At 38.0% G+C, this 15,959-nt stretch carries 14 protein-coding genes; 1 reads left to right on the plus strand and 13 read right to left on the minus strand.

Translation table 11 applies throughout. From position 1 onward, the window contains the following. Window positions 1-913 precede the first annotated feature (913 nt). On the minus strand, window positions 914-1,336 hold the full coding sequence (locus R7P67_RS14195; protein WP_005384868.1) for a DUF805 domain-containing protein: 423 nt from the start codon (window positions 1,334-1,336) through the stop codon (window positions 914-916). A gap of 162 nt (window positions 1,337-1,498) precedes the next feature. Continuing rightward, entirely contained in the window at window positions 1,499-1,846 is a 348-nt protein-coding gene (locus R7P67_RS14200; protein WP_017820736.1) for a 5-carboxymethyl-2-hydroxymuconate Delta-isomerase, read from the minus strand. A gap of 269 nt (window positions 1,847-2,115) precedes the next feature. Between R7P67_RS14200 and tpiA the strand changes: the two genes are divergently transcribed. Then, a complete protein-coding gene (gene tpiA / locus R7P67_RS14205) occupies window positions 2,116-2,886 on the plus strand; it encodes a triose-phosphate isomerase (protein ID WP_021451690.1) in 771 nt (256 codons plus the stop codon). 96 nt (window positions 2,887-2,982) lie between these two features. Here the strand turns inward: tpiA and galU are convergent, their stop codons facing one another. From galU to R7P67_RS14260, 11 genes are all read right to left on the minus strand, one after another. Then, window positions 2,983-3,861 (minus strand): UTP--glucose-1-phosphate uridylyltransferase GalU, encoded by an 879-nt coding sequence (gene galU / locus R7P67_RS14210; RefSeq protein WP_021487153.1) that lies wholly within the window; start codon window positions 3,859-3,861, stop codon window positions 2,983-2,985. A gap of 68 nt (window positions 3,862-3,929) precedes the next feature. Then, window positions 3,930-5,096, minus strand: coding sequence for a nucleotide sugar dehydrogenase (locus R7P67_RS14215; RefSeq protein ID WP_025604212.1), 1,167 nt, complete (start codon window positions 5,094-5,096; stop codon window positions 3,930-3,932). A 97-nt stretch (window positions 5,097-5,193) separates the two neighbouring features. Continuing rightward, entirely contained in the window at window positions 5,194-7,299 is a 2,106-nt protein-coding gene (locus R7P67_RS14220; RefSeq protein WP_258472267.1) for a YjbH domain-containing protein, read from the minus strand. A 24-nt stretch (window positions 7,300-7,323) separates the two neighbouring features. Next, window positions 7,324-8,475 carry a glycosyltransferase family 4 protein gene (locus R7P67_RS14225; RefSeq protein ID WP_045626194.1) on the minus strand — a complete coding sequence of 384 codons (1,152 nt, stop codon included), beginning with the start codon at window positions 8,473-8,475 and terminating at the stop codon, window positions 7,324-7,326. Window positions 8,476-8,483: 8 nt separating this feature from the next. Next, a complete protein-coding gene (locus tag R7P67_RS14230; RefSeq protein WP_005384851.1) occupies window positions 8,484-9,491 on the minus strand; it encodes an NAD-dependent epimerase in 1,008 nt (335 codons plus the stop codon). After that, window positions 9,488-10,390, minus strand: a complete 903-nt coding sequence (locus R7P67_RS14235; protein ID WP_025768342.1) for an ATP-grasp fold amidoligase family protein — start codon at window positions 10,388-10,390, stop codon at window positions 9,488-9,490. The genes R7P67_RS14230 and R7P67_RS14235 overlap by 4 nt, the downstream gene beginning before the upstream one ends. After that, window positions 10,356-11,552: a glycosyltransferase family 4 protein gene (locus tag R7P67_RS14240; RefSeq protein ID WP_318086014.1), complete on the minus strand. Its 1,197-nt coding sequence runs from the start codon at window positions 11,550-11,552 to the stop codon at window positions 10,356-10,358. The genes R7P67_RS14235 and R7P67_RS14240 overlap by 35 nt, the downstream gene beginning before the upstream one ends. Window positions 11,553-11,556: 4 nt before the next feature. Beyond that, window positions 11,557-12,618 (minus strand): glycosyltransferase, encoded by a 1,062-nt coding sequence (locus R7P67_RS14245; protein WP_318086015.1) that lies wholly within the window; start codon window positions 12,616-12,618, stop codon window positions 11,557-11,559. Window positions 12,619-12,627: 9 nt separating this feature from the next. Then, window positions 12,628-13,806 (minus strand): hypothetical protein, encoded by a 1,179-nt coding sequence (locus R7P67_RS14250; RefSeq protein ID WP_054729053.1) that lies wholly within the window; start codon window positions 13,804-13,806, stop codon window positions 12,628-12,630. Window positions 13,807-13,845: 39 nt separating this feature from the next. Further along, window positions 13,846-14,748 carry an ATP-grasp fold amidoligase family protein gene (locus tag R7P67_RS14255; RefSeq protein ID WP_054729049.1) on the minus strand — a complete coding sequence of 301 codons (903 nt, stop codon included), beginning with the start codon at window positions 14,746-14,748 and terminating at the stop codon, window positions 13,846-13,848. Next, window positions 14,732-15,943, minus strand: a complete 1,212-nt coding sequence (locus R7P67_RS14260; protein WP_167415640.1) for an oligosaccharide flippase family protein — start codon at window positions 15,941-15,943, stop codon at window positions 14,732-14,734. The genes R7P67_RS14255 and R7P67_RS14260 overlap by 17 nt, the downstream gene beginning before the upstream one ends. Between the last annotated feature and the right edge of the window lie 16 nt (window positions 15,944-15,959).

Here is a 15,959-nt window from a genome sequence, read left to right on the forward strand (position 1 = left end):
AATCAAAAGAGTCCGTCATTCTAGCGAGCCTTAGCGAGACTAAAAATCTCGTAACAGCAAGCTCCTATTCTTTCCCGCTCAGCTTAACCACTGCTCAACCGGACGATAGATTCTGAATCACGCTCGTCCCTCGCAGTTCAGAATGACAGTGGCTTTAACAGCCTCTAAATCAAAAGAGTCCGTCATTCTAGCGAGCCTTAGCGAGACTAAAAATCTCGTAACAGCAAGCTCCTATTCTTTCCCGTTCACCTAAACCACCGTACAATCGGATGATAGATTCTGAACCACACTCGCACCTCTCTGTTCAGAATAACGATGACTTTATCAGCCTCTAAACCAAAAAGGATCGTCATTCTAGCGAGCCTTAGCGAGACTAAGAGTCTCATAACAGCAAACTCCTATTCTTTCCCGCTCAGCTTCACCACTGCTCAACCGGACGATAGATTCTGGATCACGCTCATTCCTCGCTGCTCAGAATGATGATGGCTTTAACAGCCTCTATATCAAAAGAGTTCGTCACTCAATCGAGCTGTAGCGAAACTAAGAATCTGGTATCAACAAGCTCCTATTCTTTCCCGTTCACCTAAACCACCGTACAATCGGATGATAGATTCTGAATCACACTCGTTCCTCGTTGTTCAGAATGACGATGACTTTAAGAGCCTCTAAATCAAAAGAGTTCGTCATTCTAGCGAGCCTCAGCGAGACTAAGAATCTGGTAACAGCAAGCTCCTATTCTTTCCCGCTCAGCTTAACCACTGCTCAACCGGACGATAGATTCTGGACCACGCTCATTCCTCGTTGTTCAGAATGACGATGACTTTAAGAGCCTCTAAATAAAAAGAGATCGTCATTCTAGCGAGCCTTAGCGAGACTAAGAATCTACTTTCAGCACGCACGATACTTGAAGCAATTACTCCGGCTCAGGGCCATATTGGTTTGGTCCTGATGTTCCCTTTAAGAAACCACATTCAATTAGAATCCATAAACCACAAATCAGAGAAATGGAAGCAACGAACATCTGTGGGGTCGACGGCTCTTGCGCGGCAGGGCTGGTCATTGGCGTGGCAATTCGTCCGATAATCAACGGAATATTCAGTGCTAGCCAATAGATCGATTTGTTGCGGTCGTGCCAACGCTTGGTGGTGATCGCCAAATCAGGGATCAACAGAACCACCAAGAAAATAGGAAGAAGCACATAGGAGAGAGTAGGAAGCAGTTGGCTGATACCGGCACCAAAGCCTAGAATGGACACATAGTAAATGACGTTCCAAATCCAGTAGGTTTTACGGTTTATACGTCCTTGAAAAGAAAACAGTAACTCTTTAGTCGACATCAAATTTTACCCCAAAGTAGAAAGGTTATAGATTAGCCGAGTCGATATAGTTTGGAAAGGACACCGATAGCTTGGGTGCCCACAAGGCCCATATAACAAGCAGAGCAAGGCTGAGAATTCGTAACAATAACCCCTCGCTATTCTCAGGTAATTCAGCGCAACCTAGTTCACTACCTTTTGGAAGCTATCGATATCCATGTCTCGGATATTGACCGTTAAACTGTGCACGTGACTGGCTTGCTCTTGAAGTGTCGCCATCAAGGCTCGTGACAGTTCTCGCTTTTGTTCTTGGGAGCGACCAGATAACAAATCAAAGTTGATATGGATAAAGTCGAGGCTATCTCCCTCCTCTCCTATTAACCAATTGTGGCACCGGAGCGTTCTAGATTTCACTGACGCGAGTTCAAAAAGGCCACTTTCTAACGCCGTTTTATGTAAATCCTCCAGCAACCCCTGAACATTGACGCGTTCTTCCACCGAGTTTGAATACTCTAAAACGAGATTTGGCATTTTGATTCCTTTCTACAACAATTAATTCCAGCGCGTAGTAATACCAATCTCAGCAGCAATTTCCGAGGAATGAACTACCATTCTGTCTACGCGATCACCAATCGGTTGCTTTTGACAAAAATAACAGGATCGATGCTTGGTCGAATCAACAAAGAAAGCCGGACAAGACATGACGCCAATCATGATCTGTTCACATTATTCTGTTATATTCCTACGTAGATTTTTTACATTAATTGACTATTTACATTAAAGATAAGGGAGATATTCCTATGCGTCGTCCTGTAGTGATGGGTAACTGGAAACTAAACGGCAGCAAAGCAATGGTAACTGAGCTGCTAACTGGTCTTAACGCTGAACTTGAAGGCGTTGAAGGTGTTGACGTAGCAGTCGCTCCACCAGCACTTTACATCGACCTAGCAGAGCGCGTAATCGCTGAAGGCGGTAACAAGATCATCCTAGGTGCACAAAACACTGACCTAAACAACAGCGGTGCTTTCACTGGCGACATGTCTCCAGAAATGCTGAAAGACTTCGGTGCTTCTCACATCATCATCGGTCACTCAGAGCGTCGTGAATACCACAACGAATCTGACGAGTTCATCGCTAAGAAATTCAACTTCCTAAAAGAAAACGGTCTAACGCCTGTTTTCTGTATCGGTGAATCTGAAGCTCAAAACGAAGCTGGCGAAACTGAAGCAGTATGCGCACGTCAAATCAACGCAGTTATCGACACTTACGGTGTTGAAGCTCTAAACGGCGCAATCATCGCTTACGAACCAATCTGGGCGATCGGTACTGGTAAAGCAGCAACAGCTGAAGATGCACAACGCATCCACGCTTCTATCCGCGCACTAATCGCAGCGAAAGACGAAGCAGTTGCAGCACAAGTAATCATCCAATACGGCGGTTCTGTTAAGCCAGAAAACGCTGAAGCTTACTTCTCACAACCAGACATCGACGGCGCTCTAGTTGGCGGTGCTTCTCTAGACGCGAAAAGCTTCGCAGCAATCGCTAAAGCAGCGGCTAAAGCAAAAGCTTAATCTCGTTTTTACTGAGAGTTGAAATAACAAAGGGATGCATCATGCATCCCTTTTGTTTGTGTTGTACCGTCGGAGTACCTAATAGGAAGTTCCGACTTACGCTGGCTCAGCAATTTTCACGGTTGGCTTTTTCGCGAGCTCCGCACTGGAATCTTTCTTATAAAGGTTCTCGTAGCAGTAATTTGTGGCTTCAATGTAGCCTTCTACACTACCGCAATCAAAGCGCTGACCTTTAAATTTGTATGCCAAAACACAACCAGATTGAGCTTGTTGCATCAGCGCATCGGTGATTTGAATCTCACCACCTTTACCTGGCTCTGTATTTTCAATCAGTTCAAAGATATCAGGTGTCAGAATGTAGCGACCAATAATCGCTAGATTGCTAGGTGCAGTGCCTGGCTCTGGCTTTTCAACCATGTTATCAATGCGGAAGATATCATCTTTGATCATCTCGCCAGCAATCACACCGTACTTATGCGTTTCTGATTCCGGCACTTCTTGTACCGCAACGATTGAACAGCGGAACTGTTTGTACAGCTCAACCATTTGAGCTAGAACGCCTTGGTCCTCATTCACACAAAGGTCATCCGCGAGCACAACAGCAAACGGTTCATCACCGACCAGTTCACGTCCCGTAAGAATAGCGTGACCTAAGCCTTTCATTTCACGCTGACGAATATAAGTGTAACTCGCAGAATCAATCAAAGAACGAATATCATCAAGCAGCGCTTCTTTACTTGTACCGCTAATTTGATGCTCTAACTCATAGTTTTTATCAAAGTGATCCATTAACGAGTGCTTACCACGACCCGTGACGATGCACATACCGTCCATGCCAGCTTCAATCGCTTCTTCAACACCGTATTCAATCAATGGCTTGTTCACCACTGGCATCATTTCTTTCGGCATCGACTTAGTTGCAGGAAGGAAACGTGTACCGTAACCCGCTGCAGGGAATAAACATTTTTTAATCATAACCATTACCAACTAAAAAAAGGCTCCTCTGAGGGAGCCTGTTATATTATTTTGAATATAAAGACTAATTAATCGCTACCAAACAGGTCACGGGTGTAAACTTTATCAGCCACATCAGCTAGTTCCTCAACCATGCGGTTAGAAACAATAACATCAGACATTTGTTTGAACTCTTCAATATCGCGGATAACGGCAGAATGGAAGAACTCATCTTCCTGCAGTACCGGCTCGTAAACCACTACTTCAATACCTTTCGCTTTAATACGCTTCATAATGCCTTGAATAGACGAAGCGCGGAAGTTATCTGAACCAGCTTTCATAATTAAGCGGTAAATGCCCACTACTTTTGGCTGACGTTTGATAATGGAGTCTGCAATAAAATCTTTACGAGTGCGGTTTGCATCAACAATTGCACCAATGATGTTATTAGGAACTTCTTGGTAGTTTGCTAACAATTGCTTTGTATCTTTTGGTAAGCAGTAACCACCATAACCGAATGACGGGTTGTTGTAGTGATTGCCAATACGAGGGTCTAAGCCAACACCTTCTATAATTTGGCGAGCATCAAGGTTGTGTGCTTCAGCATACGAATCTAACTCATTGAAATAAGCTACGCGCATCGCTAGGTATGTGTTTGAGAACAACTTAACCGCTTCGGCTTCTGTAGAGTCAGTAAACAAAACCGAGATGTCTTCTTTTACCGCACCTTCAACTAAAAGATTAGCGAACTTCTCTGCACGTTCGCTACGCTCACCAACGATAATGCGAGACGGGTGTAGGTTATCGTAAAGAGCTTTACCTTCACGAAGAAACTCTGGAGAGAACATAACATTCTGACAACCGAGCTCCTCTTTAATGCGCGCAGTATAACCCACAGGTACAGTCGACTTAATCACCATAACTGCATCTGGATTAATTGCCATCACATCTTTAATCACTGCTTCAACTGAAGAAGTATTAAAGTAGTTCGTTTGAGGGTCATAATCCGTTGGTGTAGCAATAACAACAAACTCCGCGTCTTTGTAAGCCAGCTCTTTATCTAGCGTCGCGATAAAGTTGAGTTCTTTGTTTGCAAGGAAATGTTCGATTTCCGCATCAACAATTGGAGATTTCTTGTCATTCAACAAGTCCACTTTTTCTTGGATAATATCAACCGCCACAACCTCATGGTTTTGTGACAATAACATGGCATTGGACAAACCGACGTAGCCCGTGCCTGCTACAGCAATTTTCATTTTTATTTCCTATTATTTAACTGACGCTAGCATATCAAAACACCGACACTCTCGGTAGAGTGCGGCGATTAACTAAAAGCCTAACTAGCAACACAACTTAATTCAATTGAGTACCCAAGTAACGCAAATAAGCATTGCGAATGCGAAGCTTGTTCTGCTCAAAGTACTCTTGACCATAACGGCCTCGGTTAAAGTAGCGGCGAAGCATACTATTATCCATCACGAGTTCATCACCCTGGCCTGCTGCCAAATAGTTTGTATCGTTGCCAACTCGAGTCGTAACGTTGAAATCATAAGCCTCGTTACCACGAACTTGTATCACTCCCGGCGACATATCGCGCCATGGCGTTAATGGCAGTTTTACTGACACAGTGACAAACTGCTCTTCGTCTGTATCATTAAACTTTGTCACCTGATAACTTGCTGATACTTCTATGTCTTCAAACCAATGTGATGTCGTGAATTTTGCGCCAACATCCCCTTTCCAAAACTCGCCAGCAGTTGCGTTAAACTGCCAATCCCACTCTGGCATAGAGAATGTGTAACGAGTTAAAAAGGTTTGGCGGTCTGGATTCGCATAACCATTTTTGTCTTTTTCGTCTTGATGTTGGAAGTAGCTCATCTCTAGTCCCAACTCATGGTTGCCCGATTGAGAGAACCAAGCTGATTCGCTGCGTGCACCGATATAATCCGACTTAACCAAGCCTAGAGAGACCTGGTTAGCAATATCGACATATGGTAAACGGAAGAACTGATGCACCATTGCACGATCAATCTCGTTCTCGTACGCGCTGTCTTCGAAATACCCACCTTCTTCAAAATCGTCACTTTCTGCTAAAGGTAAAATATGACGAACATCAATTGCCGCGCCAGACCATAGGTAGGTGTATAAGTTGCTAGACATAGCAAAAGAGTAATCATACACACCGTACTCGGTTGCAAAACCATGCCTTACCATAGGAGAAAGCACGATCTGCGAATCTAAAGTGCCTGAATTAACTCGCTCCGTTTTCCAATCAACCATGTCTAATCTTTCCGGTAAATCGCGCGTGATAAACTGAATGTCATCACAAGCTGCGCTACCATTGACAAAACTTTGGTAACAGTTAGCGTCAGACAAAACGCTGACCACTGGTTTTTGGTTGGCAAGCATCACAAGTTCAAATTGATCCGATGCAGCGCCTATATCTTGCGCCGCATTTTGACCTAAATGACTAGACACAATACCCAGAGCGACACCTAGTCCGTCAACTTGGTTATGGTTGTAGCGGCGGTTTTCTACAGCCACCACAACTTTGCCATTTGATACGCCCACTTGAACATTAACGAAGCCTTCATTTTTTAACGCACTAACCAAAGAGGAAATTGACGCTTGTTGCGCTTTGTTTTGCTCAACGACTAAACGATCCATTAACGTCATATTATTCTTCGCGTAGTCGCGAGAGCGAGAGTATTCCGTTATCAATGGCATCGAGAGTGCAGCACTCCAAACGCTTGAACCATCCGATTCATGACCAGAATAAATCTGGTAACTTAATGAGGCGGTTATATCATTAGGCAGTAAATTATCGGGAGTAAACACTTTTATAGAAGAGTTAAATTCTACTGAATCGTACTCTCCTACTAGTTGAACAAAGTCAAAAGGTTGGTATTCAAAGCCACCAAAAGGGCCATCTAGAACACCCATCAAACGCTCTTCTGACTGACCGAAACCAGCAGAAACCCTTAAGGGAAGTGCATTAAACGTATAATCAGCGACGGCAAAATTAGTCATGAGCTTATTTGCAGCCCCACCGACATCTTGCATACCCAAAGCAAAATCTAAGTTCTCATTCCCCCAAAAATTGGGAACCTGATACTTCAGTGATAATGATAAATCTCGAATACCGCCACAGCCTGTTTTAAAACAGTTCGAGTTATAATCATAAGTAACGATACTACCATGAGCCTCTAACCCTTCAATGAGGCCGAAAGATACTTTTATAGAATCTAAACCTTGCACCTCGTCAAGCCAAGGGCGCCCTTGGGCAAAAGATACACCAAAGTCGCCATACTCTTTAACTTGAGCATTAGGGTTAAAAACCAGTCCACTAAAGCTTTGGTTAGAATTTAGCGTCTGCAATTCGTTTGCCGCGACGCCACAACTACAAGCCAACGATAGGGTAATTATCGTTACTTCATCCACTGAAATCTTTTTGATCATAACTCTTTATTTTATTTAGTTTTGCTAGCTGGCACTGAGGCCTTCTGCTTGAGTTTTTTCTTTTTGAAAGCAATCTTCCACTGCGTCCAAGTATTTTTGTATGACTAACTGCTCATCAAACTCTCGTTCAACTTTTTGACGACTGAATTGTCCCATTGTTAACCTTTCTTGATGAGTGAGGTTGATCACCAAATCCAGTTTTTCAATTAAACTCTCTGTCGAACGAGGAGCACATAAATAACCATTGACTCCATCGTCAACCGTTTCACGACAACCAACATTGTCAGTTGTTACTATGGGTTTCCCCATTGCCGCCGCTTCAAGTAACGATTTAGGTACTCCCTCTCGATAGAATGAAGGAAGCACCATGCAATCTACCTTCGCAATCTCCTCTTCTACACAATCAGAAGTGCCAAGATAACTTACAATGCCTTCATCAACCCACTTTTGCATATCACTACTAGAGACAGCTGAAGGGTTATTAACATCAAGAAAACCTAGTAATCGAAATTCAACCTTATCACCATGTTTAGACTTCAATGCACGAGCCGCTTCAACGTAGTGACCAATGCCTTTGTCGTACAACATTCTGGCAATCAATAAAAAGCGAATTACACCGTCATCATTTGCAGGGCTAACTTGAAAACGGTTGAGATCAGCTCCCGAACCAGGTAAACGATCAACAAGATACGATGGCGCTAACCGGTTCTCCAAAAACAACGTTTTATCGTCTTCATTTTGAAAGAAGATCTTACTTGCTTTAGATTGGCTCATTTTATACAGCAATCTGGCAATCTTAGACGTAAGGCCTTCATTAATAAAGACCATACCTAAGCCGGCAATATTATTGACCGACTTAGAGCCAACAAAATGCCCAGCTAACGTACCGTAGATATTATTCTTTGGAGTAAAGTTCAGTACCACATCGGGTTTGACGCTCTTAAAGATTTTGATAAATGAGAAAAACGTACCAATATCTTTAACAGGATTTGTACCCCCTTGGTCAATGTTGATATGACAAAAGCTTGCTCCAAGTGATTCAAGCTTCGGTGAATAATCATCTTTAGGGGCTATAGCTACAACCTGATAACCAGCGTCCAACAACGCCGTAATGGTGTTTCTTCTGAAATTATATAAATACCAACTTGTATTTGCTGAAATCGCAACCGTTTTCATCTAACTACCTAAACCTTATAAAACTCGCGATACCAATCAACTAAGGCTTGAACGCCTTGTTTAAGACCAACTTGAGGTTTATAGCCAGTCGCTTCGAATAAATCAGAGGTATCAGCATAAGTCTTATACACATCACCAGGCTGCATCTCGCGGAAGTTCTTTTTCGCTTCAATACCAAGCGCAGATTCGATTTCCGTGATGAAGTCCATAAGGTTAACTGGACTACCGTGACCGATATTGTAAACAGAATATGGAGCAGAACTAGAAGCAGGCGTACCGGATTCAACGGTCCAGTCGTCATTTCTTTGAGGGATAACCTCAGAAATACGTACAATACCTTCAACAATGTCGTCAATGTAAGTGAAGTCTCGCCACATATCGCCATTATTGTTTATATCAATTGTATCGCCCTCTAATATCTTCTTAGTGAAAATAAAAGGTGCCATGTCAGGACGACCCCATGGACCGTAAACGGTGAAGAACCGCAATCCAGTGGTCGGTAAGTCATACAAGTGAGAATATGAGTGTGCCATTAACTCATTTGATTTCTTCGTCGCCGCATACAAAGAAACTGGATGATCAACCGTATCACTTGTTTCAAAAGGTGTTTTTTGATTCAAGCCATAAACAGAAGATGACGATGCGTAAACTAGATGCTTAACTTTTGAATGTCGGCAACCCTCTAGGATGTTTAGGTGACCAACTAAGTTAGAATCCGCATAGGCCATCGGGTTTTCTATAGAGTATCTCACACCAGCTTGAGCTGCTAAGTGGATAACACAATCAAACTGGTTGTTAGCGAAGAAATCAGCTACAGCTTGTCTATCCGAGAGATCCATCTTTACAAATTCGAATCGCTCACTATTATTGATCGTCAGTAGTCGAGCTTCTTTAAGATTAACATCATAGTAGTCATTAATATTATCTACACCAACAACACTCGCACCTTTACTCAAAAGCACTTCAATGGTTTTAGCGCCAATAAAACCCGCTGCGCCAGTTACTAAATATTTCATTTATCAAATTCCTTCCAATAACTACCTAATAAGACATCTGCATCTTTACTTGAAAGTGGTTCCCAACCACTACCATGACAAAACGTTAGTTCTCCAAAATAAACCTTTCCATCGACGTTATACATATCAACTCGAACGTACTTAAAAGGTTTCGCTAATTTTTTTGCTAGTGAAACCACGTCAGGCATATTAATTGGAAACTCGTAGGAATCATCAACTGATTCATACTTGGGTTGTATAGCAAAATCTAACTTTTCTAAATTCTCGGAATACAGTGATCTTTTATGATTACTAAACCGGTCACTATCAACCTGAATTATTACTTTTTCCTGGTTACTATCGTCCCCTTGAAAAATATGCAATTTGTAATCGGATGGCAGAGAACCATCTTTATGCATTAATAACTCCTCCATGAGTACTTGAGGCGTTTCAAGATCATAGAAATTTTCATCAATCTTTTGTCCTATTTTTACTTTTAGGTAACGATTGAATTGTGCTGATAATGCATTTAAATCTGTTAATTTTGACTTATCAAGTACTACTTTAACATTCTCACCACCACCTCCATTACTCGTTTTGATAACAAACTTATCAGGAGCTTTGTGAAAGAAATCAGGCGTTACATGAGTTGTTTTAGCAATTAAAGGAATTAAATGTTCTTTACCAATAGTATCTTCGACGTATTTTCTCACAGTATACTTATCAACATAACGAGAGAAGCTTAATGATTGTGAATCTAACTTTCGAGCAAATACTTTTTCTGAAAATGTACTAGGAGATATAAAGTCTGGATAATACTTATGAGTTATAACAAATCTAATTTTATTATAAACATTGGGAGTAATAACCAATCTAAGAACATCTCTAGTTATATTCTTTAATTCTTTTTTCAGATTCATTACTCAAATCATCCATATTCTTCATTATACTTTCAAAGCCATTTACGAAACCATCGTAATCAAATTTATCTTTCACATATTGAGTTCTTTGATTACGACAAGACAACACATCATCATCAATCGATAGAATATTTGAAGTAAACTCATCAACAAAGGTGTCATCACTGGCTTTTGTTTTCGTAATTAAGCCAATACTCTCGTTAACTAATACATCATTAATTCCATCAACTAGAGAAGAGCAAACAAAGCACCCTGCATTAAGTGCCTCTATAACGACTCTAGGTAGTCCTTCTTTGTGACTAGCGAATAAAAAAACGTCAGATAAAGACAAGTATTCATTAACAAAAGGAGTATATGGGACTATTATTACATTATCTTTTAGCCCAGAATCGTTTATTAAATTTAACACCTCGTCCTGATACTTAATGTCAATTTCAGTAGGTGGGCTTCCGATCATAAGTAATACATCACCATCTTTGTAGACTTTACCAAAAGCTCTTACAATATCTAGCTGATTTTTCCTTATACAAATACTTCCAACTGTAATATAAACTTTATTATATTTTTCTATTGTTCCTTTTATTTCTTCGACTGCGCTATAGTCCAAGATTTTAAAATTAAATCCTGTATTCAAAATAGTTAGCTTTTTTTGATATCGCTGCTTTTCATTTTCTGACAGAACATCACTACAGTCACTAGATATAAGAATTATCTTATTTGAAAGGGCTGCGGCGATTGAGGATATAAACTTAACTCGGTCATTGATCCTTACATACCAAGAAACTCTATCCCTTAAAATAAAAATAATAGGAAGGTAGAATAGAAAGCTGCGAATGTCATTCACACATATATAATCAGACTTTCCAATCAAGTTAATATTAAAAAGTTGCTTAATCCATAAATATATTAGCAGAAAAGGATATACAACCTTTTGGTAAAGTTTAAATTTACTTCTCGGCTTTAACAACAGTTCAGGAACAGGAAGAACAAATGAATTTATTCCTAAATCATTGGACTTCTGAGCTAACGGGCCGTTTTTAGATGTAATTAAACTAACATCCAAATATTCTTTACTATTTAATCCAGAAGCTAGCTCCAACATACTTTTTGGAGCTCCGTAAAGTCCCTTATAATAACTTTCTATAAAAATAATTTTTTTCATTAAATTAAATACTCTTTATGAATTTTTCATATTGACTCGTAATTTTCTCTAATGAGTATTTCTCGGTCGTATGATATATATCGTTATAGTTCCAAGACTTATTGATACAAAAAGACATCGCTTCTGCTAACTTTTCTACTGATAGATATTCAACTAATATACCATTATGATCATTAATTATGTCTCTCGGACCGCTTGGACAATCATAAGAAACTATAGGCGTCCTATATAATATAGATTCTAACAATACATTAGGGAATCCTTCATTGAATGAAGATAAAACTGTTAATTTTGCATTTTCATAATAAGGTTTAGTATTTTTTTGATGACCAGCAAATGAAACATTACTCTCTATCCCAAGTTTTCTCGAAAGTTGCATTAAACTTTCTTTTTCTGGTCCATCGCCTACTATAACCAATTTATAATCAGGGAATGTATTTAAGAACAGGGAAAATGCTTTTATCGTATCTTTAACGTTCTTCTGCTTTACTAATCTTCCCACATACAAAATATAATTTTCTTTTTTAACTTCTTTGTCGACGCCACTTTTAAAACGATCTATTGGATTATTAATGACAACATATCTTTCATTAACAGAATAGTTATCATCCATGTCCTTTTGTATACCAGTAGACTGGAATATATAGCCGTCGATATATCGATAAAAGGCCTTCATCAACGGACTGACTACGTATTGATACTTTTTGCTTTTATGTTTGATTGTTACGCTAAGTGTATTATTTATTCTGCTAATGATTTTTACATTATATTTAAATAATTTCTTTATTAGGAGAGCTACTAAACTGAGCTCATGATTAAATATTAAAGCAGAATGTCCATTGATGTCTTTTAAAACTTTTTTCAACTTCCAAAAGCTTTTTAATGTACTCGTTTTGCCTAGATAAACAATTTTTACTTTATCAGACACCTCATAAGAAGATCCTTCATCATCTAAAACAAAAATAGTAACATCATTTTTATCTTGAGATAGCCTTGAAGATATTTGGCAGCATACCTTTTCTGTGCCACCACCGATAAGAGAATTTATAATAATATAATAATTCATAGATTTTACTTAGACTGAATGGCTATGTTTCATGTTTTTCCTAATAAAAACATAGAAAATATATATTAAAAATATGAAACTAGTATATTTTAATTTCGTAATTAATATCACAAGACTACATAAGAAATGACGATTACTCTTCAAGTTAAACTTTAGAATTCCAAGTAATAGTATCAGACCGATGACACCAAATTTCATGAGAATAAAAGTACCCAAACCATTATCATTTAATGCAGGTAATCCTTGTCTTGCCCAAGATGCTCCTGGATTATTAACTAGATACTCAATTTCACGAGGAACTCCTACGGGCCCACTACCAAAAAATATATCAAGCATAGACTGATTAAATATCACATCAAAAAGTCCTAATCGCATACCAATAGCATCATAATTTCCTGACGTTCTCAAAACTAGCAAATCAATAACAAATGGAATAAGGGTAACAACCACTGTAGTTGCTAATAAAAACTTCAGCTTATAGTTCTCTTTGTTGTTTTTGATAAAATACATAAGAAAGAATGCACAAAAAATAGAAGCAAAAGAAAGAGACAAGAACAATGAGGCTAATAATGCCTTATCCAATTTATCTATTTTATTTGTTATATGATATCGCAATATAAACAAGCAGATAACAAAAGCGCTATATGTTGATGGCTCATTATAAAATCCAGTAGGTCTGTATGTATTACCAATGATAGGTAAGCGAACTCCCCAAGTATAACGAGATGCTTCGCCGGTGAATGGCTGTAGAAGATCAATGTAATAACCAGTCGAATAAACCACTATTAATTGAAAAAAGAAGACCGACACATGAATAGCAATTACAATCTTTAAACTATCTGCCAATACTTTACTTTCAAGACCACTAATATAAAAGCATATAGCTATCAATATTAATTTAAAAACCATAGTTCCGAAAAAATCAATGGAACCATAATTGGTCATATTATTTACATATGATAACCATTCATAATGAGAAAAAATGGAAACAGTCATTATTAAAAAAGAAATAGAAAAGAAAACCTTAAGTATATTCTTATTTAAGTAAGACTTGGGATGAATGATGAAATATATAAAAAGTATAGCAAATATAATTATAAGACGTGTGTTGTCGTGATTCTCTAGAGAAAGAAAAAATATTGATAAAGCTAGAGTGGCTTTTTTTAAAGTATCTTCATTAAGGATCATCAGAAATCTTATATATTAATTTTGGTCAAAAATAATAAACTAAAGATTAGTTTTTTTTTGATAAGGATTATTTTCATCGTCAAATACCCATAAACTGCCTAACCACTTGTCATAATGTATTGAAGAGAATTTTTCACATCCAGAACCATGAGCAAATGTCATTTCCCCAAAGTATATTTTTCCACTAACATTATATAGGTCAACTCGAGCATATGAGAAAGGTTCTGCTAGCTTCCTAGCAATTACTACCATCTCTTCAAAATTATTAGGCTTTTTAAGGTCAGTATGAATGCAAGGTTTCTCTAGAGAAAATGGCAGCCAATTCAAGTTTTCGTCAAAAAATGAGCGTGTATGATTGGTATTTCTATCAAAATCCACATGCAATACAACTTTTGCCTCTCCAGACTTTTGTTTAAAGACATGAAACTTAAAGTCTTTTAAATCATTCGCTCCATTTTCATCATAGAGACGCTCTTCGATTAAGATCTTAGGTTCAATTTGGCTATACCACGTTTCTCCTTTAGTCGCTCCATAATCTACTTTTAATTGACTATTTAGATCTTCAACTATTGAAGCAAGCTTATTTTGACTTATTTTATCATCAATGACATAAACAGGCCCTGAGTTATGGTTTGCTTTAAGGACTAAACCTTTATGCTTTTTTAAAAGATCATTAGTCAAATCAACACTGATGCTTTCTCCCGTATATAATGTTGGGATAACAATTTTAGAGCTAACTAACTTTTCAACGTGATCTTTTACAAGAATTTTATCCGCATACTGCGAGAACTTAGATGCATTTGAGTATTTTTTTCTATGAAGAACTTTCTCGTTATAAGTTTTAGGTCTAGAAATTTTTGGGATATAATTGTTAGCAAGAATAAACCTTTTAGCAAAAGCTAGACTTCTATATGTTTTAAATCTTCTAAGATAACTTTTCATTATAAATTCTTTTATAGCTCAATGTATAATTAAAAAACAAAATTGCTCTAGCAGTAAGCAATCCTAAAGCACAACCTATAACCGAAAATTTATAGATGAGAAAAAATACGATTACAGCTGACAGTATCGATGTTTTAATCGCTATATTTCGATATTCAACATCTAGGTTATTAGGCAAAAAATAACCAACACTAAAGGAGTTCGAGATTGCAACAAAGATCAAGCTAGTTGAAATTACTTTTATATATATATCACTCTCTAAGCTCACACCTAGAATAACTTTGATCAGGTCGGAACCAAAGAAAAACAATATTAACACACAAGGAATGACGATTAATAAATTCAAAAAAAGAGTAGGTTTAAATCCATTTTTGTTTCTTGAGGTAATTGGATATATTGATTTTGCGACAACATTTTGCAACATAAATATCACACCACATACTTTCAATGATATTGCAAAGTTCGCAAATTCTAACTTGTCCGCATAATTACCTAATAACATTAGTGGAATAGCATTATATAAATTGGGGGCTAATAAACCAATGAATACGCTTAATCCGTCATTAACTGTTCTTTTGATATTATTTAAAGAAAACAATTTAATCTGATAGCGACTTCTCAGAAAAAACAGCAATAATATAGAGGTAATAAAGATGGGAATAGTTGTGAAAAGTACAAGAAGGAAGAAATCATCTTTACTTTTTATAAAAACAACAATTGCTATAAGAAGTAGGATCTTATTAGAAATCGATGCAATCGATAGATATTTGGTTAGTGCTGCTCCTTGGAAAAACCAAGCGGAAGTCAGAAGATATCCCAAAATATAAAGAAAAAGAGGGATCAAATACCATATAGAGTTAAATACATTTACAACATATAACGAGGAAAATAAAAAGAACACACCAGATAAAACAAACCGCAACCCTTGATAATCAGCATAAGCTGTTTCTAAAGCTAATTTATTTGCTCTATTTTTTGCAGCCGCTCTAACGCCTGAATATTGGACACCATAATCAATGATTGTATGACCAAATGTAAGCATTGTTACAAATAAAAGGTATTGTCCATACAACTCTAAACCAATAGCTCTTGTGATAATTGGCATGGTTATAATAGGTATCAACATGCCCAGAAAGTCAATCGCTCCTAGGCTAAGAACATTTGATAGAAGTTCTTTTTTATTTTTTTTTAACATTCACTTACCGATGATA

Source organism: Vibrio sp. Vb0937, assembly GCF_033338855.1.